General features: G+C 56.8%; 17 protein-coding genes and 2 tRNA genes. 12 read left to right on the plus strand and 7 right to left on the minus strand.

The window, feature by feature from the left end; all coding sequences use genetic code 11:
• Positions 1–17 precede the first annotated feature (17 nt).
• A complete protein-coding gene (locus tag MITSMUL_RS06585; RefSeq protein WP_005841121.1) occupies positions 18–764 on the minus strand; it encodes a helix-turn-helix transcriptional regulator in 747 nt (248 codons plus the stop codon).
• 384 nt (positions 765–1,148) lie between these two features.
• Here MITSMUL_RS06585 and MITSMUL_RS06590 point away from each other — a divergent pair, with 384 nt between their 5' ends.
• From MITSMUL_RS06590 to MITSMUL_RS06605, 4 genes are all read left to right on the plus strand, one after another.
• On the plus strand, positions 1,149–1,988 hold the full coding sequence (locus MITSMUL_RS06590) for a sugar phosphate isomerase/epimerase family protein (protein WP_005841122.1): 840 nt from the start codon (positions 1,149–1,151) through the stop codon (positions 1,986–1,988).
• Positions 1,989–2,057: 69 nt separating this feature from the next.
• Positions 2,058–2,990: an AraC family transcriptional regulator gene (locus MITSMUL_RS12130; RefSeq protein WP_005841123.1), complete on the plus strand. Its 933-nt coding sequence runs from the start codon at positions 2,058–2,060 to the stop codon at positions 2,988–2,990.
• A gap of 129 nt (positions 2,991–3,119) precedes the next feature.
• Positions 3,120–4,139, plus strand: a complete 1,020-nt coding sequence (gene iolG / locus MITSMUL_RS06600) for an inositol 2-dehydrogenase (protein WP_005841124.1) — start codon at positions 3,120–3,122, stop codon at positions 4,137–4,139.
• A gap of 157 nt (positions 4,140–4,296) precedes the next feature.
• Positions 4,297–5,688, plus strand: a complete 1,392-nt coding sequence (locus MITSMUL_RS06605) for an MFS transporter (protein WP_005841126.1) — start codon at positions 4,297–4,299, stop codon at positions 5,686–5,688.
• A 118-nt stretch (positions 5,689–5,806) separates the two neighbouring features.
• Here MITSMUL_RS06605 and MITSMUL_RS06610 read toward each other — a convergent pair whose 3' ends face one another.
• Positions 5,807–6,646 carry a helix-turn-helix domain-containing protein gene (locus tag MITSMUL_RS06610; protein ID WP_040635644.1) on the minus strand — a complete coding sequence of 280 codons (840 nt, stop codon included), beginning with the start codon at positions 6,644–6,646 and terminating at the stop codon, positions 5,807–5,809.
• Positions 6,647–6,956: 310 nt separating this feature from the next.
• Positions 6,957–7,982, minus strand: coding sequence for an inositol 2-dehydrogenase (iolG, locus tag MITSMUL_RS06615; RefSeq protein ID WP_005841128.1), 1,026 nt, complete (start codon positions 7,980–7,982; stop codon positions 6,957–6,959).
• Positions 7,983–8,316: 334 nt separating this feature from the next.
• Between iolG (MITSMUL_RS06615) and MITSMUL_RS06620 the strand changes: the two genes are divergently transcribed.
• The 5 genes from MITSMUL_RS06620 (at position 8,317) to MITSMUL_RS06640 (ending at position 13,991) form a co-directional block, all read left to right on the plus strand.
• Positions 8,317–8,871, plus strand: coding sequence for a helix-turn-helix domain-containing protein (locus tag MITSMUL_RS06620; protein WP_040635646.1), 555 nt, complete (start codon positions 8,317–8,319; stop codon positions 8,869–8,871).
• Positions 8,872–9,125: 254 nt separating this feature from the next.
• On the plus strand, positions 9,126–10,343 hold the full coding sequence (locus MITSMUL_RS06625) for an aspartate aminotransferase family protein (RefSeq protein ID WP_005841132.1): 1,218 nt from the start codon (positions 9,126–9,128) through the stop codon (positions 10,341–10,343).
• A gap of 141 nt (positions 10,344–10,484) precedes the next feature.
• Positions 10,485–11,255, plus strand: coding sequence for a cytidylate kinase-like family protein (locus tag MITSMUL_RS06630; RefSeq protein ID WP_005841133.1), 771 nt, complete (start codon positions 10,485–10,487; stop codon positions 11,253–11,255).
• A gap of 5 nt (positions 11,256–11,260) precedes the next feature.
• On the plus strand, positions 11,261–12,802 hold the full coding sequence (locus MITSMUL_RS06635; protein WP_005841135.1) for an APC family permease: 1,542 nt from the start codon (positions 11,261–11,263) through the stop codon (positions 12,800–12,802).
• Positions 12,803–12,845: 43 nt separating this feature from the next.
• A complete protein-coding gene (locus MITSMUL_RS06640) occupies positions 12,846–13,991 on the plus strand; it encodes an iron-containing alcohol dehydrogenase (protein ID WP_005841138.1) in 1,146 nt (381 codons plus the stop codon).
• A gap of 90 nt (positions 13,992–14,081) precedes the next feature.
• On the opposite strand, the gene MITSMUL_RS06645 is transcribed toward MITSMUL_RS06640, so the two are convergent.
• Positions 14,082–15,260 (minus strand): iron-containing alcohol dehydrogenase, encoded by a 1,179-nt coding sequence (locus MITSMUL_RS06645; protein WP_005841140.1) that lies wholly within the window; start codon positions 15,258–15,260, stop codon positions 14,082–14,084.
• Between the two features lie 303 nt (positions 15,261–15,563).
• Here MITSMUL_RS06645 and MITSMUL_RS06650 point away from each other — a divergent pair, with 303 nt between their 5' ends.
• A complete protein-coding gene (locus tag MITSMUL_RS06650; RefSeq protein ID WP_005841141.1) occupies positions 15,564–16,496 on the plus strand; it encodes a LysR family transcriptional regulator in 933 nt (310 codons plus the stop codon).
• Between the two features lie 79 nt (positions 16,497–16,575).
• Here the strand turns inward: MITSMUL_RS06650 and MITSMUL_RS06655 are convergent, their stop codons facing one another.
• The 3 genes from MITSMUL_RS06655 to MITSMUL_RS06665 all read right to left on the minus strand — a co-directional run bounded on the left by MITSMUL_RS06655 (position 16,576) and on the right by MITSMUL_RS06665 (position 17,310).
• The gene (locus MITSMUL_RS06655; protein WP_005841143.1) at positions 16,576–17,037 is read right to left on the minus strand and encodes an RpiB/LacA/LacB family sugar-phosphate isomerase; all 462 of its coding nucleotides are present in this window, start codon (positions 17,035–17,037) and stop codon (positions 16,576–16,578) included.
• A 115-nt stretch (positions 17,038–17,152) separates the two neighbouring features.
• A tRNA-Thr gene (locus MITSMUL_RS06660) sits at positions 17,153–17,228 on the minus strand.
• Between the two features lie 6 nt (positions 17,229–17,234).
• Positions 17,235–17,310, minus strand: a tRNA-Thr gene (locus tag MITSMUL_RS06665).
• A gap of 209 nt (positions 17,311–17,519) precedes the next feature.
• On the opposite strand from MITSMUL_RS06665, the gene MITSMUL_RS06670 reads away from it, so the two are divergent.
• Positions 17,520–18,560: a tetratricopeptide repeat protein gene (locus MITSMUL_RS06670; protein WP_040635647.1), complete on the plus strand. Its 1,041-nt coding sequence runs from the start codon at positions 17,520–17,522 to the stop codon at positions 18,558–18,560.
• Positions 18,561–18,653: 93 nt separating this feature from the next.
• Positions 18,654–19,016, plus strand: coding sequence for a metal-sensing transcriptional repressor (locus tag MITSMUL_RS13115; protein ID WP_005841145.1), 363 nt, complete (start codon positions 18,654–18,656; stop codon positions 19,014–19,016).
• The last annotated feature ends 9 nt before the right edge of the window (positions 19,017–19,025 follow it).

Genomic DNA, 19,025 nt, shown 5'->3' on the forward strand with positions numbered 1-19,025 from the left:
TCTTGAGCGGGCTCTTTTCATGTCTGCGGCAAGGCGTTCTGGACCCAATCGCGTCGGTATTGGCCGGGGGTCATGCCGACAAGGCGCTTGAAGACGCTCTGGAAGTAATTGGAATTGTTGTAGCCGCAGGAGAAGGCAATCTCCGTTATGCTGCGGTCCGTGCCAATCAAGAGGTTCTGGGCCTCGCCGATGCGGCGGCGGATGATATACTGCATCGGCGAGTAGCCGATGTGCTCGCGGAACGCATGGGCGAGGTAGTAGGGGTTGAAGTTCAGTTCTGCAGCGATGGACTGCAAGGTGATGCTCTCGCGATAATGGGCGTCGATATAGGCCTTGACCGTGAGCCCGAGGGATTCCTGCTGCGGGCGCGGCGGCTGGCCGTGGCGTGCGAGTTCCTCGTCGAGCTTGCAGAGGATGGCGCAGGTGAGCTGGTCGAGTACGCATGGAGCGTCACCGGCCAGTGCCAACTGCACAGCGGTGTGAAAGAGCGTGCGGACAGCGTCAAACTGCGCGTCGAGAGAGAGCTGTGGGGCGTAAAGCCGCCCTACCATCTCATTTGCCCGCCGACCCGGCAGCTGGAAATCGGAAACGCCCAGGCACGAGGTGGCGAGGTCTCCGTCAATCGTCGTCTCGTCGTGCAGGATGCCGCTGTCGAAGAACAGCACATCGCCCGGCGAAGCGAGGTAATGGCCCGTGTCAATGTTGAAGCTGCCGCGACCGCCGGTCACGAGGATGATCTCAGCGCGGTCCTCGTGTTGGTGCATGGTGCGTGGCAGTTTGCCATGGCGCGCATCGATTTCGCAGACACTGCGGAGCTTCCCCCCTGTGGGGACAGGCTCCGTTTTTTCTTGCCTGCGCGGGATGAAGTATTGTAGCAAGGGATCACCTTCTCAAAAGCGCAAGATAATAGAGTGGTTTCAGGCAGGGGAGGGCCTTCTGGACGGGAAAGTCCCCACTGTCGGGCATCGGCGTGAGCAACGCAGCTGTCTGAAAACGGCAACAATCGAAAGGAATAACACGTCGAATCAAGATATAATAATATACAGAAACAAGAACAAACCTCGATACAGCCGAGAGGTCATCTCTATTATACCATGAGATGACCATCTGGGGCAGACGGGGCAAAGCATCAGAAAAGGGGAATTGCAATGAAACTCAGCATGAATGAAGCGACGGCACTCAAATGCAAGGGCACGTCACTCGAGCAGGACCTGGCTCTCTGCGAGAAGTACGGCTATGACATGATCGAGATCCGCACGATGGACTGTCTCAAGGATTATCTGGCAAAGCATTCGATTGACGAGCTGGCCGCGTATTTTGAATCGCATCCGGTCAAGCCCTGGGCTTTCAATACGCTCGAGTACTTCAACAATCTGCCAGAGGCCGACTACAAGGAGACGCTGCGCAAGCTCCGCGAGATGTGCGAGTGGGGCAAGAAAATTGGCTGCAAGACCGTCATCACGGTGCCGACTGTCGGACTCAAGAAAGTCACGCGCCAGGCCATCCGCAAGTCAACGCTGGCCTGTCTCAAGGAGATGGGCGAGATCTGTGGTGAAGCCGGCATGCGCCTTTCAGTTGAATTCCTCGGCCATCCGGAGGCGTCCATCAACGACTTCGGCGAGGCGTACGACATCATCCACGAGCTCGACATGGAGAATGTCGGCCTGACGCTCGACTGCTTCCACTTCCATGGCATGCATTCGAGCCTTGCGGACCTTGCGCAGGCGGACGGCAAGAAGATCTTCATCGTCCACCTCAACGATACGGAGGACTTCCAGTTCGGCGCTCTGCGCGATGACGACCGCGTCTGGCCGGGCGATGGCTGCATCGACCTCGACGGCATCCTGCAGACGCTCAGGAAGATCGGTTGGGCACAGGACGTCCTGTCGCTCGAGCTCTTCCGTCCGGAGTACTACGCGATGCCGGCAGATGACGTCTACCGCATCGGCAAGGCAAAGAGCGAAGCCGTGATCGCACGCAATTTCTGAGAAAACCTTCCCTTCTCGGCAGGACATGGCATAATAGAGTGTAGTTGTCTGTAAGAGGAGGGAAATTTCATGGCGATTGAAGAACCAGGGGTGCTCTGGCGTGACGGTGTGTATTTCTATGCCGCCAGCAATTTTGCCAAGCAGCATCTCTTTTACCCGATGTGGGGAGCGACATACGAGCTCGATTCCCCGTACCGCATCCGGCGCGACTACATGGATGCCTATATGATCCAGTACGTCGCGCGCGGTGCACTTCACTTCAAGTTGCGCGGTCATCACTTTGTGGCCAAAGAAGGTGAGCTCGTGCTGCTCGCCTGCAGGGAGAAGAATGACTACTGGTCAGAGGGGACTGCGCGGGTCAAGTGGTTCCACTTCAACGGACGCGAGGTAGGCCCCTTGCTGGAACGCATCTACGAGACGAATGGCTCGGGCCATATGAGCACGTTCTTCGGCGCTCGTGTCGAGCCGTTGATCGATGATATCCTGCAGGGGCTCAAGTCGGGGAATTGCAGCGAGTTCCAGTTCTCGCGCGATCTCTACAGCATTCTCTGCCAGCTGGCAGAGCAGTCGTTGGAGAAGGAGGCACCAGCCGAGGAATCCGTCCGGCGGGCCGTTGCCTACATCCGCCGCCACTATGCAGAACCGCTCTCCGTGCAGGATATCGCGGAATCCGTGAGCCTGAGTCCGTATTACTTCACGCGGCTCTTCAAGCGCATCATGATGACGTCCCCGCACCTCTACCTGTTGAATCATCGGCTGGCCGAGGCCAAGAAGATGCTTGTCTACACGCGGGACAAGATCGACACGATCGCGGAGGCGACAGGCTTTCAGAGCAGCTCGTACTTTGTCCGGGCGTTCCATCGGGAGATGAACATGACGCCCAAGGCCTTCCGGCAGTATTTCTCAGCGGCGGGCACGCATAACCGCTATAAGTTCGAGCAAGAGGGGGGGTCTGACAGACAGGTGTCTGACAAATCGGGACTCCATGAGAGCAAAAAATGAACATTTTTCGGCAGGTGGTGATAATGACACCAAGACCTGACCATGATATTATAATAGCAGTTCAGAAAGAAACGCGCGCGAATCATAAGAAATAATCATAATGTGATATTTTTATGAGGAGAGATTATCATGGAAAAGGTTAAAGTCGGTATCGCTGGTCTCGGTCGTCTCGGCAAAGTCCATGCCAATAATATTGCCTATAAGATCCCGAATGCAGAGCTCACGGCAGCCTGCTCCATCATGCCAGCAGAGCTGGAGTACGCGCAGAATGAACTCGGTGTGAAGGACGTCTACACGGATTTTGACGAGATGCTTGCGAAAGCCGATATCGATGCGGTAGCCATCGTCACGACGAGCGGCCTGCACTGCAGCCAGATCGCAAAGGCGCTCGATGCGGGCAAGCACGTTTTCTCGGAGAAGCCGCTCGGCGTTAACGTCGAGGAGTGCAAGCAGGCGGAAGTCGCAGTAGAGCGCCATCCGGAGCTTTCGTTCTTCCTCGGCTTCATGCGCCGCTTCGACCCGTCCTACGCCTATGCGATGGAGAAGATCAAGGCTGGCTTGATTGGCGAGCCGTACATGGTCAAGGCGACGGGCATCGACCCGGAAGCACTCGTGCAGGGCGCCATCCGCTTCGCACCGACGTCGGGCGGCATCTTCATCGACATGGCTATCCACGATATCGACCTCATGCGCTGGTTCCTCGGCGAGGATCCGGTCGAGGTCTATGCATCAGGTGCGACATTCAAGCATCCAGAATTCAAGGCGGCTGGCGATGATGAGACGGGCGTGGCCATGTACAAGTGCAAGAGCGGCAAGATTGGCTTTGTCCATGTCGGGCGCACAGCACCGTATGGCTATCACGTTGAGACAGAGATCGTCGGCACGGAGGGCACGTTGCGCATCAGCCCGGTCCCGGAGAAGAATCTCTGCATGATCTACGATAAGAACGGCGCCGTCAAGGAATGCGTCAGCGGCTTCCCGGAGCGCTTCGCGCAGGCCTACCTGCTCGAGATGCAGGAATTCATCGATTGTGTCCAGACGGGCCGCAAGCCGGAAGTCAAGGTTTACGATGGCACGAAATCAACACAGATTGCCTTTGCAACGACGCAGTCGTACAAGGAAGGGAAGCCAGTGGTCATTGACTACTGATTGCCATCGTCATCTGAATTAAATAGAAATGGATTCCAGCTGCGGCGATTTGTGTTGCAGCTGGTGAATCCGTACTTATCTGTACACTAGAAGAAGTCGGAATATTATTATCTTGTGGAAAAATCCGCATGCGATTACAGATTCAGGAGGGGTATTAATGGGTAATCCGGCAAATGCTGCCGCAGAAAACAGCGGCAAATTGTCATGGCTCACACGCATCGCCTACGGCCTTGGCGATACGGCACAGAACATCGTCTGGGGTGCCATGAGCATCCTGACGTTCTTCTACACCGATTATGCGGGCATTGATCCGGCTATGGTCGGTCTCGTATTCTTGATCTCGCGTTGCTTCGATGGCTTCTCAGATGTCATCATGGGATTTATCGTCGAGCGCACGAATTCCAAATGGGGTAAGTCGAGACCTTGGATCCTCTGGACGAGCGTACCGTTTGCATTATCAATCGTCCTCATCTATACTGTACCGCAAGGCTCCTCGGCCCTTCAGTTCGCGTATTTGTTCGTCACCTACAACTTCTGCACAACCGTCTGCTATACGGCACTTAACCTGCCATATGGATCACTGTCTGCGATGATGACGCGCATCTCGAAAGAGCGCGACATGCTTTCCATCACGCGTATGACGCTTTCGCCACTCGGCAAGATTCTCTCGGTATCGGCTACGTTGCCGCTCGTCAAGATGTTCGGTGATAACCAGATGGCCTGGGTCGAAGTCATGGGCATGTGGGCTGTCCTCGGACTCCTGTTGTTGCTCTTCTGCTTCTCGCAGTGCAAGGAGACCGTCGTCATCGAAGCGCGCAAGAAAGTCGCAAAGATCCCGGTCGGCAAATCCCTCAAATGCCTGGCACTCAACAAGTATTTCTGGATGGCGATGACCATCTGGATGATGCAGAACGTCATCTTCTACATCACGGGCACGGTCCTGCCGTATTACTGCAAGTACATTTTCATGGACAGCTCGCTCTATTCCATCCTGTACCTGCTGGAGACTGGCCTGACGATCGGTTTTACGATTGTTTTCTGCCCAGCACTGCTGCGCAAGTTCGGCAAGCGCAACATGAGCCTCATTGGCATCAGTGTCTGCTTTGTCGGTCATCTGATTTATCTGCTCAATCCGCTCGATTTCAACTGGGTTGTCTTCAGCTGCGTCATCCGCGGCATCGGCTTTGCCCCGCTGAACTCCGTTATCTTCGGCTTCCTCGGCGATGTCGTCGAGTACGGCCAGTGGAAATTCCACATCCGTCAGGAAGGCCTGATCTTCTCGGGCGGCTCTGTCGGCACGAAAGTCGGCTCTGGCCTCACGAGTGCAGTCCTGACGGGCCTGCTCTCCTACGCAGGCTATGTCTCCTCGACGACGGCTGCCGCTGTTCAGCCGGACAGCGCCATCCAGATGATCATTGATCTTTATGAATTCGGTCCGATCTTTGTCTGGGTTGTCCTGCTGCTGATTCTCTGGGCTTATAAGCTCGATAAGCAGTATCCGCAGATCATGCGCGACCTCGTCGCACGTGAGGCGAAGGGCGAACTCTGATTAAGATAAATCTGGATGCATGTGTGAATGGCACGCGCATCCAACCCATCCCAATTTTGCCCCGCAGGCATCCCAAGCCTGTGGGGATTTTTTTGCTATCTAACGATGGTCAGGACGGTCAGACGGTCCATTTGCGGCGGTATTCGCCCGGCGTCATGTCGAGCGCGCCCTTGAAGACATTCTGGAAGTAATTCGAGTTGTTGTAGCCGACCTGGGCAGCGATCTGCGTGATCGTCATATCGGTGTTGATCAGGAGGTTCTGTGCCTCGCCGATGCGGCGCAGGATGACGTATTTCATCGGCGAGAGACCAATCTCTGCCTTGAAGAGGTGGGAGAGGTAGTAGGCATTCGTGTGCGTGGCAGTCGCAATGTCACCAAGGCGTATAGCCTCTTTGTAGTTTTTGTCGATGAAGGCGCGGGCCCTGGCTGCGAGTGTCGGTGTCTGCTGCTCTTCTTGCAGGCCTTCCTCGCGCAGGAAGGCCGCGAGCTTGGTGATGAGTGCCATCGTGAGATAGTTGGCGATTTCAGCATGAGACTTCGCCTCCTTCTCGATGGCGTCAAAGAGGCTCTGGACCTCCGCGAAGTGCTGGCGCAGCGGCTGGACCGGGCAGTAACCATCAGGCAGCAGGTGGTCAGCGGGCAGGCCGTCGATGCGCAGTCCGCCAATCGCGATGCAGTAGGTGACGAGGTTGCTGCCGCTGCCGCCGAACTCATCGTGGACCGTGCGGCTGTTGTAGATGATCAGGTTGCCCTTCTGTGCAGTGTAGCGCCGCCCATCGATCATGTAGATTCCTGCTCCCTGTGAGACGAGCAGAAGCTCGCAGAGATGGTCGTGCTCATGCATGCTGCGGGGCATGTGCGAGGCGTCTGTGCCGACGTGGCAGACGTATTCGAGGCGCGGCGAGGAATTCTTGCAGAAGGTGGAGCGGTAGCGATGATCTGGAAAATATTGCAGCAAAATACTCCCTCCTGATAGATCGGATGCATACAATGCATTACATTATAAGATTATCGTTCCGTATCGTATACTGTCTCTATTTTAACAGATTGTGCAGTTGAGTGCAAACAATTTATCAAAAAATTATCATAAATAGACCAATAGATAACATATATCAGCTGGCTTTACGACAACGGTTCTGTACACGAAAAAGGACCCTCGGGGAAGGGTCCTTTCTTCTGGTATGGAACCATGCGGCAGGGGGTGCCGCATGGAGAGGAACGAAGGAACAAAGAAATAAACAGATTAGATGGATTGGGAGAGCCCCAGATCAAAGACCATACTGAGCGCGGATCTCAGCGATCTTGACCGGACGATGCTCGTCGACGGACTTCTTAGCAGCGAGGCCGATGAGGACCGGCTGCAGACCATCATTTGCATTGACCGGCGTCGGCGTGTCGTTGACGATGGCTTCGATGAACTGATCGACTTCGTTTGCATAAGCCATCATGTAGCGCTCGAGGAAGAAGAACATCGGCTTCTCAGCGATGACGCCATCCTTGCAGCTGTAAACAGCATTGGAGTCAGAATCGTTGGAGATGGCGACGCAGCCCTTCGTGCCGAAGACTTCAGCGCGCTGGTCGTAGCCGTAGCAAGCTGCGCGGCAGTTATCGATGACAGCCGTAGCGCCGTTGTCGAGCTTCAGCGTGATGATGGCCGTATCGATGTCGCCAGCCTTGCCGATTTCCGGATCGACCGTGACAGAGCCCTCTGCATAGACTTCTTCGACTTCTGCGCCGGAGAGGTAACGGACCATATCGAAATCATGAATCGTCATGTCGAGGAAGATACCGCCGGAGATTTTTACGTAGTCGATGGAAGGCGGCTCCGGGTCACGCGACGTGATCTTGATGATCTGCTGCTTGCCGACTTTGCCAGCGACGACAGCATCGCGGATGGCCTTGAAGTTGTGGTCGAAGCGGCGGTTGAAGCCGACCTGGTATTTCTTGCCCGTCTCTTTGACGACATCGAGGACTTCCTTGATCTTGTTGACATCGTGGTCAATCGGCTTCTCGCAGAAGACGTGTTTGCCGGCGCGCAGTGCCTCGATCGAAAGCGGGGAATGCTGGTCCGTCGAAGCGCAGATGAGAACAGCCTCGATTTCCGGGTCGTTGAAGATGTCATGGTAGTCCTTCGTCGTGTTCTCGATGCCGATGGACTTAGCCCAAGCTTCCGTCTTCTCGTTCATGAACGGATCGGCAATCGTCTTGACCGTTGCGTTCTTGACGAACTTCGAGATGCTCTCGCCATGTACATGGCCGATGCGGCCTGCGCCGATAATACCAACTTTAATCATTGTGATAACCGCCTTTCCCTTGACTACTAATGAACAATTTTTTGTCATCTATATTGTTCTTCTTGATTAACTTTATGTTTATTATAGCATGGAAGTTACCGTATCGTCTTCAATTTTTTGGTGTAATTTTTTGAAAAATACAGGAATCCTGTGGGCGGGGCAGGGCATGGCGGAGACGATACTATAAAATCTTGCTGTCATGATGGCAACTGATGCAGAACGATAGAGATTGATAGCAATCACTGTAGGGGAAGAAGATATTTTGACCATGAGCTTGTTTTGCAGTATATTGAAGGAAAATCAAATGACGAGAAACACGAGAGAGGGTGAGGATATGGATTATCTCGTACACAATATCGCCATCAACCTCAACCACATCCGCAAGGCCAAGGGCATGAGCCTCGATGTGGTGGCGGAGCAGACGGGCGTGAGCAAGAGCATGCTTGCGGCCATCGAGAAGGGGGCGGCCAATCCGTCCATCGGCGTGCTCGGTAAGATCATGAGCGGCCTGCGCATCGAGCTGACGGACCTCACGCAGTCGCCGCGTCAGGATGCCTACCTCGTCGACGTCGAGAAGCTGACGCCGACGAAGGACGTCGCGGGCGAGTACCGCGTCTGGACCTGTTTCCCAATCGCGGACAACCATGTGGTCGAGATCTACCGCATCGACGTCGAGCCGGGCGGCACTTACCGCAGTGGCGGGCATGGCGAGCGGACGAAGGAGTACGTGTTCGTATTGGAGGGGGAGCTCTCGCTTGAGCTCGCCAACCAAAAGGTCTACACGATCGAAGCGGGGCAGTCCTTCCGCTTCTCGTCGGAAGAGGAGCACATCTACCGCAATCACGGCAAAGAGAAGATAAGCTTTGCTTCGTTCTTTGTAGTCAGCTGAGCTGCCGAGTGCATACATAGTGCAATATAATGGACAAAATTAGCGTTTTTTGCAAAATAATGCTTGACGTATCGATTTTTGTGTGATATATTGTACCCATGCTAAAGATAAAGATGCAGATGGCAAGGACGCCAGACAGATATCCGCGAGGATGATGTCTGGCGCCTTTTTTATTTCACGCATCTATCTTGACTGTTATCATCTAATCTTATCGCGTAGAGAATCTATGGGAGCTTGACAGGGAGGAATCCATCATGAAACTCAAGGATACGGGTCTTACGGCAGCAGACATCAAGGCAAAAGTGAAGAAATACATGATTGAGACGTATGAGCGTTTTGATTTCCTCGCCGAGACGGCGAAGGACCAGTACATGTACGATGAGAACGGCACGCCGTATCTCGACTTCTACGCAGGCATTGCGGTCAACAGTGCCGGCAACTGCAATGAGAAGGTCGTCAAGGCTGTCCAGGAACAGGCCGCTGAGATCATGCAGACGTTCAACTATCCGTACACGATCCCACAGGCTCTCCTGGCTGAGAAGGTCTGCACGACGATTGGCATGGACAAGATCTTCTTCCAGAGCACGGGCACCGAGGCCAACGAGGCCATGATCAAGATGGCCCGCAAGTACGGCATCGAGCACTACGGCCCGAACCGCTACCACATCGTCACGGCGAAGATGGGCTTCCACGGACGCACGTTCGGCGCGATGTCGGCGACGGGCCAGCCGGGCAATGCCTGCCAGGTCGGCTTCGGCCCGATGGCGTACGGCTTTTCCTACGCGCCGTACAATGATCTCGAGGCGTTCAAGGCAGCCTGCACGGAGAACACCATCGCCATCATGATCGAGCCGGTCCAGGGCGAGGGCGGTGTCCATCCGGCCACGAAGGAGTTCATGGTCGGCCTGCGCAAGTTCTGCGACGAGAAGGGCATGCTGCTGCTGATCGATGAGGTCCAGACGGGCTGGTGCCGCACGGGTAAGGTCATGAGCTACATGCATTACGGCATCAAGCCGGATATCGTCTCGATGGCAAAGGCACTCGGCGGCGGCATGCCAATTGGCGCCATCTGCGCGCGTGAGGAAGTCGCGAAGGCCTTCACGATGGGCTCGCACGGCACGACGTTCGGCGGCCATCCGGTCTGCTGCGCCGCGGCGCTCGCCGAGGTCAATGAACTCCTCGACCGCGACCTCGCCGGCAATGCTGAGAAAGTCGGCGCTTACCTGCGCGCGAAGCTCGCCGAACTGCCGCATGTCAAAGAAGTCCGCGGCCAGGGCCTGCTCGTCGGCTGCGAGTTCGACGATACGATCTCCGGCGTCGAGGTCAAGCACGGCTGCTTCGACCGCCATCTGCTCATCACGGCCATCGGCAAGCACATCATCCGCCTGATCCCGCCTCTCATCATCACGGAGGCCGACTGCGACAAGGCTGTGGCCATCATCAAGGAGACGGTGGAGAGTCTGAGCAAGTAAAGAGCCATTCCATTATTCCATCATACAGCAAGTACAGCAAGGGAGCTGTTGCAGGAGCAAGTCTTCTGCAACAGCTCTCTTGCTTGCTTGTATCCATGGATACCAATTCGATATACCTCCAGGAAAGGGAGATGAATCTCTATGGAGCATGCACCGAAAACGAAGGAGAAAAAGAAAGTCATCATCACGGTGGGCTGCGAATACGGCTGCGGCGGCCCGGCACTTGCCCGGAAAATCGCCGCGGACTACGGCATCCCGTGCTACGACCGCGACCTCATCGATGCGATCATCGAGGAAGCGGGCTTCTCGAAGGACCTCTTGGATAAGGCAGAGAAGGCGCAGGAAATCCGCGGCCGCGATGTCACCATCAATCCAGCCAAGCTCGGCGCGATCAAGTACCACAACCTGACGGACCGCGTCGTCTTCCTGCAGCGCGAGACGGTCAAGCGCCTCGCCGCGCGCGGCTCGTGCGTCTTCGTTGGCCGCTGTGCCGACCACATCCTGCGCCATCAGGAGAAGTGCCTCAACGTCTTCATCTACGCGCCGAGCGCCGTGCGCCTCGAGAATGTCATGAAGGCTCACAGCCTCAATAAGACGGATGCCAAGCTTCTCATCAAGAAGAGCGATGAAGACCTGCACGCGCGCTACAAGCAGGTGACGGGCACGTACCGCGGCGACCGCCACAACCGCCACCTGCTCATCGATTCCTCGCTTCTGGGAATCGACCGCACGGCGAAGCTCATTGAAGAAGTCGCGTCTGAGGTGTTTGGCATCGAGGGATGCCAGGACATCGAAGGGGCTCTCGTGCGCAAGGGCACAAAGGACGCGGTGACCGCCGCTGCTTCATCGATCGGTGAGACGGACACCGCGCCGGACAAGCCGCCTGTAGCTACTGCTGAGATGGGAGTGTGAACGTCATGGAACAGAAGACATCATCCTTTGACCGGGTGCTCGGCGCCTGGGATATTCTCGTCATCGCCTTTGGCGCGATGATCGGCTGGGGCTGGGTCGTCTCGACCGGCACGTGGATCCAGGATGGCGGCATCCTGGGCGCAGCCATCGGTTTCCTCATCGGCGGTATCATGATTTTCTTTGTCGGTCTCACGTATGCCGAGCTCACGAGCGCCATGCCACAGTGCGGCGGCGAGCATGTCTTCAGCCACCGCGCGATGGGGCCGATTGGTTCCTTCATCTGCACTTGGGCCATCGTCCTCGGCTACGCCAGTGTCGTCTGCTTCGAGGCCTGCGCGCTGCCGACCATCATTACCTATATCTTCCCGGGCTTCCTGCAGGGCTACCTCTACACGGTTGCCGGCTTCAAGATCTACGCCTCGTGGCTTGCCGTCGCCGTCGGCATGAGCCTGCTCATGACCTGGATCAACATCCGCGGCGTCAAGGCAGCGGCGAAACTCCAGACCATCCTGACCGTCATCATCGGCGCGGCCGGTATCCTGCTCATCGTCGCTTCGGCCATCACGGGCAGCGTCTCGACGCTCGCGCCGCAGGCCTTCGTCGGTGAGGATACGGGCACGACGATCAAGGCCGTGCTCGCCGTCGCCGTCATGACGCCATTCTACTTCATCGGTTTCGATGTCATCCCGCAGGCCGCGGAAGAGATCAAGGTGCCGCTCAAGAAGATCGGCAGCATCCTCATTCTCTCTGTCGTCTGCGCCGTGCTCTTCTACGCGCTCGTCATCGTCGCCGTCGGCCTCGTGCTGACCGGACCGGAGATCCTCGCCTCTGAGAACGGCACGGGACTCGTCACGGCCGATGCCATGGCCAAGGCGATGAACTCCGCGACGATGGCGAAGGTCATCATCATCGGCGGCATGTGCGGCATCATCACGAGCTGGAACTCCTTCCTCATGGGCGGCAGCCGTGCGCTCTACTCCATGGCGGAGTCTTACATGGTGCCGAAGTTCTTTGCGAAGCTTCACCCGCAGTACAAGACGCCGGTCAACGCGCTCTACCTCATCGGCTTCCTCTCCATCCTCGCGCCGTTCGCCGGCCGCAAGATGCTCGTCTGGATCGTCGATGCCGGCAACTTTGCCTGCTGCGTGGCCTACTGCATGGTCGCCGTCTCCTTCCTCATCCTGCGCAAGAAGGAACCGGACCTCGAGCGCCCGTTCAAGGTCGCGCACTACAAGATCGTCGGCGGCCTCGCCGTCCTCATGTCGGGCTTCATCGTCGCGCTCTACGTCATCCCGAATTCCGGCGCGACGCTCGTCTGGCAGGAGTGGCTCATGGCCGGCGGCTGGGCTGTGCTCGGCGTCATCTTCGGCGTCGCCTGCAAGCGCAAGTACAGAGAGCGCTTCGGCCTGCTCGTCGACATCATCTCGAACGAGGATGCAGTGGCCTTGCAGTCGAGCGACGAGGAGATCTCGGTCGCACTCGACCGCGCCATCGACGATGCCATCGACAAGATCCTTGCCGAGCGCAACCTGACGCCAGCATCATAAGCCTTATAATTGAATGGAACAAGATAGAAGGGGAGTTACGTCCATGAATGAATTCGCGTTTTCCATCCCACAGGATATCCTCGTCGGCCGCGGCACGGCCGAGCGCCTTGCTGAGGCAGCCAAGAAGATTGGCGGCACGCATGCCTTCATCATATCAGGGCCACATCTGACGAAGATGGGCCATGTCAAGCACTGCGCGGACCTCTTGGCTGCTGCGGGCATCCCCGCAGACATCTTCAGCGGGACGGAGGGCAATCCATCTGTCGAGACGGTCGCGAAGGCCGCCGCTGCCTACAGGGAGAGCGGCGCCGACTTCATCGTCGCCTTTGGCGGCGGCTCGCCGATGGACGTAGCCAAGGCCGTGGCTGTCGTCGCCAAGTACGGCGGCAGCATCACGGACTATGAGGGGGGAGGAAAGGTGCCGGGCGACATCATCCCGCTGATCGCCATCCCGACGACGGCCGGCACGGGCTCGGAGGCCACGGCCTTCTCGGTCATCACCGACCATGCGCGCAACTACAAGCTGACGGTCTTCAGCTACAAGCTCATTCCGAAATACGCCATCCTCGATGCCGATTTCCTCACGACGGCGCCGGCCCGCGTTGCCGCCGCATGCGGCATCGACGCGATGGTCCACGCCATCGAAGCCTACATCTCGCGCGCGGCCTCGCCGTTCTCCGATGCGATGGCGGAGAAGGCGCTCGAGCTCATCGGCGGCAACATCCGCCGCTACGTCGCCAACCGCGCGGACGTCGAGGCGGCCGAGGCGATGCTGACGGGCTCGCTCTTCGCTGGCATTGCCTTCTCGTGGGCGCGCCTCGGCAACGTCCACGCGATGAGCCATCCCGTCAGCGCCTACTTCAACGTGCCGCACGGCGTGGCCAATGCCATCCTGCTGCCGACCATCATGGAATTCAACGCGCTTGCCGACCAGGGCAAGTACAGGAAGATCTATGCGTACATCGCCAACTGCGAGGTACCAGAGGACTTTGAGCCAATCGATCTAGTGGCACTCCTTCGCGAGCTCAATGTCGTACTCGGCATTCCAGCCACCCTACACGATGCCGGCGTTACGGCAGAGTCCTTTGAAGCCATGGCTGATGATGCCATGAAGAGCGGCAACATCGCCGTCAATCCGCGGACGACCACGAAAGCGGATGTCCTGGCCCTCTACCGAAAAGCGCTTTGAATAGAAACACAGTTGTATGCCAAAAGAGGCTGCCGGAACGGCAGCCTCTTTTGGTGCAGTGGGGGGTGAGTTTTAGGGGTCGATGAAGGATCAGAGCGTGGAGTCGACCCAGTCGCCTTCGTAGGCGCGGCGGTAGAGCTCGACGACCTCGTCCTTCGTGTACTTGCGAGGGCTCGTCAGAGCGCAGGCATCCTTTAGCGCATTGCCAGCCATGAGCTCGAAGTCTTCCGGCTGGACGCCGAGTTCCTTGAGTGTCTGTGGGATGCCGACCTCGCGGCTCAGGCGGCGGATGGCATTGATGCCTTTGTCGGCGGCCTCATTCGTGCTGAGGCCGTCAATTACTTCGCCCATCGCACGAGCGATGTCGCGGAAGCGGTTGAGGTTGCTGATGAGGTTGAACTCGCAGACGTACGGTAGCAGGATGGCGTTGCAGACGCCGTGCGGCAGGTTGTAGAAACCGCCGAGCTGATGGGCCATGGCATGGACATAGCCGAGGGAAGCATTGTTGAACGCGATGCCGGCGAGGTACTGGCCATAGGCCATCTTGTCGCGGGCGTAGAGGTAATCGCCATTGGCGACGGCTTTCGGCAGGTACTTCTGGATCATGTTGATGGCCTGCAGGGCAGCGGCATCCGTCAGCGGGTTCGCAGCGGAGGAGACATAAGCCTCGATGGCATGCGTCAGAGCATCCATGCCCGTTGCGGCCGTGAGGCGCGGCGGCATGCCCTTCATGAGGACCGGGTCGTTGATTGCGATCTGCGGCGTGACGCGCCAGTCGAGGATGGCCATCTTGACCTTGCGGCGCGTATCCGTGATGATGCAGAAACGCGTGATCTCAGAAGCCGTGCCGGCCGTCGTGTTGATGGACATCAGCGGGACCATCTTGTTCTTGGAGATGTCGATGCCCTCGTAGTCGTAGATTTCGCCGCCATTGGCCGCAATCAGGCCGATGGCCTTGGCGCAGTCGTGCGAGGAACCACCGCCGAGGGAGATGATGCTGTCGCAGCCCTGTTCCTTGAAGGCCTTGACACCAGCTACGACGTTCTTGTCCGTCGGGTTCGGCTCAGCACCGCCGAAGATGTAAGTCGGCAGGCCCTCATCCTCGAGGATCTTCTTGACTTGGTCGGCCATGCCGGATTTTGCGAGGAAGGCATCTGTGACGATCATCGGATGTGTGCCGTCGAGGCTCTTCATGAGCTTGCCGGCTTCGTTGACAGCACCTTCACCAAAGACATTGCGGGTTGGCAGGAAATAATACGTTAACGACATGGTAAAGACCTCCTTGCAGGACTCTGCATCTTGTTATCTTTTGTTTTATCTCGTTTTGATGTCTTTATTATAGTACAGAATTTACTATAAGTATAATACTAGATATTTTATTAAATACATAATAATAACTATATGGTAAAATAAAAAAGAATCATGAATATTATGCATTAAAATATTGAAAATCAAGGATTCTTGCTGTGTCTGTGATCATGTTATGAAAATCACAATTATCATGATTTACATAAGAACTTATAGATTCAATAGGATTAATCCTATATTACTCTTGTTGGGGGAGGAATTTACTTGGAAATCCGTCACTTCCATTACATCCGCACCATCTATGAGACGGGCTCCATCTCGCGCGCGGCGGAGAAGCTCTACATCTCGCAGCCGTCGCTCTCGCAGCTCCTGAAGAGCGTCGAGAAGAAAGTCGGCGCGCCGCTCTTCGACCGCGGTTCGCAGCCGCTGCGCCCAACGACGATCGGGCAGAAGTACCTCGAGACGGCGCAGCGCATCATGGAACTCGACACGGAGTTCCACCGCTACGTTGAGGATGAGCTCGGCTGTGCGCAGGGCAACCTCGTCGTCGGCAGCTCGCCGTTCCGCAGCACGTACTTCCTCGCCTCGTTCCTGCCCGAGTTCCAGGAGAAGTACCCGGGTATCCGCTTGCAGCTCGCGGAGCACACGTCGAAGCGGCTCGAAGAGGCCGTGCTCTCGGGGGACGCTGACCTCATCATCGCGACGCAGCCCGTCGATGCCAACGCCTTCTCGTTTGCCGAGCTCTACTCTGAAGAGATGGTCCTTGTCCTGCCGGCAGGGCATGAGCTCTCGAAACAGTACCACCTGCCGCAGGACTGCCGCGGGACACTGCCTCTGCTGCCGATTGGCCTCCTGAAGGATACGCCGTTCATCCAGATGCACAGCGAGCAGAAACTCCACCAGCAGCTGCTCTCGCTCTGCGAGGAGGCCGGCTTCACGCCGAAGATCTATCTGCAGACGCGCAGCATGGAGACGGCGCTAACGCTCGCAGCAGCGGGCCTTGGCGCGACTCTGCTGCCGATGACGCTCCTGCGCGCCTTCCAGCCGAAGACGCGGCCGTGCTATGCGGCACTGCCGACGCGCCCGCGCCGCCATGCGCTCGTCGCCTGGCGCAAGAAATCGTATCTGTCGCATGCTGCGCGCGCCTTTATTGACTCGCTCGTCAATTACTGTCGCGACAAGGGCGACGATATATAACATCATTATGTAAAAAAAGAGAAGCCCCGAGTTTTACCCGGGACTTCTCTTTTACCGTTTCGGTATGATGGTTTCGTGATTATTTGACGGCCACGCAGTGCTTGGCATCGATTTCCTGGACTTTCTTGACGCGGCGGCGGTACTTCTCGGCCGTCAGCGGGTCCGTGTGCATCCAGGTCTTGACGATTTCCATAGCGATTGCCGGTCCGATGATCTTGCCGCCGAGGCAGAGCACATTGCTGTCATTGTGCTGGCGGGCGAGGGCCGCGCAGAACGGGTCCTGGCAGACGACGGCGAAGATGCCGCGCAGTTTGTTGGCGATCATTGCGCTACCGTAGCCGACGCCGTCGACGAAGATGCCGCGGTCGCATTCGCCCTTGGCGACGGCGAGGGCAGCCGGGTAGACGAAGTCCGAGAGGTCGCACGACTCCTCGTCGTACGTGCCGAAATCCTTGATCTCATGGCCCTCGCTCTCGAGGTATGCCTTGATCTCGTTCTTGAGCTTCGTGCCCGCATGGTCATTTGCCATTGCAATCTTCATGGTAATTCCTCCTGTTCATCGTTTCGATGCCATTGTTTCCTTCATTATAGCAGATGTCGGAGAGAGATGGGCAACAAAAAAGGCTTTCGATTTCTCGAAAGCCTGATGTTCCAGATGGAGCTGATTATAGGACTTGAACCTACGACCTGCTCATTACGAATGAGCTGCTCTACCAACTGAGCTAAATCAGCGAAATATGGAGCTGATTATAGGACTTGAACCTACGACCTGCTCATTACGAATGAGCTGCTCTACCAACTGAGCTAAATCAGCATCTGTCGCTTGTCGCAACTGACAAGATATAGTATATCGATTTCGGGCGGCCGTGTCAATCTTTTTTTTGCGATTCCGCAAAATTTTTTTGAGATGCAGGGAATCCGATGAAATTCATGGTTTTCTAATTGGAAAGCAGGAATGACATCCGTATAATATAGAATAAGTAGTTAGCAAGGTACACTATTTAGATGAGGATGGTGTTGGATATGAAGAGGTTGTGGCGGGCCTGCCTCGTGCTGATGGCAGCCGTCTGTATCGGACTGGGCGGGCAGGGGCCTGCCGAAGCGGCGCCGCAGGTCATCGAGGCGACGGGCGTCTACATCATGGGGGACAACGACTCCCCGAAGATTGCGCGCGATGCGGCGCGGCAGGAGGCCATGCGCGCGGCCGTCGAGAAGGCCGGCGTCTACGTCGAGAGCTATTCGCGCACGAAGAACATGCAGCTGACCGAGGACGATGTCAAGATGATTTCCGGCGCCGTGCTCAAGGTCATCAAGGAGGACTCTGTGCCGGAGCTCTCGGGCACGACCATGAAGTACACGGTCCATCTGACGGCGGAAGTTGACACGGACAACATCGACTTCAAGGCCCTGATGGCCAAGAAGGATGAGGTCGAGAAGCTGCAGCAGGAGCGCGATGCCCTCAAGAAGCAGAATGAGGAGCTCTTGCAGCAGTACCAGAAGGCCAACGGCCAGGAGAAGAAAAAGCTCGGCACGCGCCTCGAGACGAGCTACGACTACGGCAAGATCTTCGACCGCAGTATGGGCAACATCCAGCGCAGCGAGTACACGAAAGCCATCGACGAGCTCACGACGCTCATCGGGGACCGCCAGGTGACGGGCAACCCACGCGCCTATGCCTACTACCTGCGCGGGCGCGCCTACTACGGCCTCAATCGGCCGCACGAAGCACTCGAGGACTTCAGCGCGGCCAATACGACAACGCACGATAACACAACGTATCCCATCTGGCGCTGCCACCAGTACGAGGGCCTTATCTACTATGACGAGGGTCGCTACGACGACGCCGTGCGCGAGCTCGAGATTGCTTGGAACTACTCCGACAAGCAGGATCAGGCGCTCGCCAACGACCTGCGCACTGCGCGCCAGGCAGCTGAGCGTGCCAAGAACCCGCCACCAGAGCCCACACCGCAGCCCGATGACCGCGACTCCGGCAGCGCAGGCGGCCGCGTCGACTGGACGAAGATCATCACCGACATCATCATCCACTCGATGGACAAAGGCTGATACCATCGGATTCCCGCCATCAGGCGGGAATTTTTTTGCTTGACAGATACCCCCTTATGGTATAGTATAAAATACCGTTAGGGGGTATATTTTATGTGTGCATGTGAAAAGACAAAGAACGTGGCTGCAGCAGGTACGGAAGGTACAGAAGAAAAGTCCTGCTGCGGCTGCGTCAAGCATAAATACCGCGATAAGGACAGCAAGGAGTACAAATGCCTTGTCTCGCGCCTGCGGCGCATTGAGGGCCAGGTCCGCGGCGTCTGCAAGATGGTCGAGGAGGACCGCTACTGCGTCGATATCCTCACACAGGTCAGCGCCATCCAGTCGGCACTCAATGCCTTCAACAAGGAATTGCTCGCGCAGCACATCAAGTCCTGCGTGGTCGACGATATCCGCGCCGGCCACGATGAGGTCGTCGATGAGCTTGTCGCGACCTTGCAGAAAGTTATGAAGTGACCCATCGTT

Source organism: Mitsuokella multacida DSM 20544 (genome assembly GCF_000155955.1).
Classification (GTDB): domain Bacteria; phylum Bacillota; class Negativicutes; order Selenomonadales; family Selenomonadaceae; genus Mitsuokella; species Mitsuokella multacida.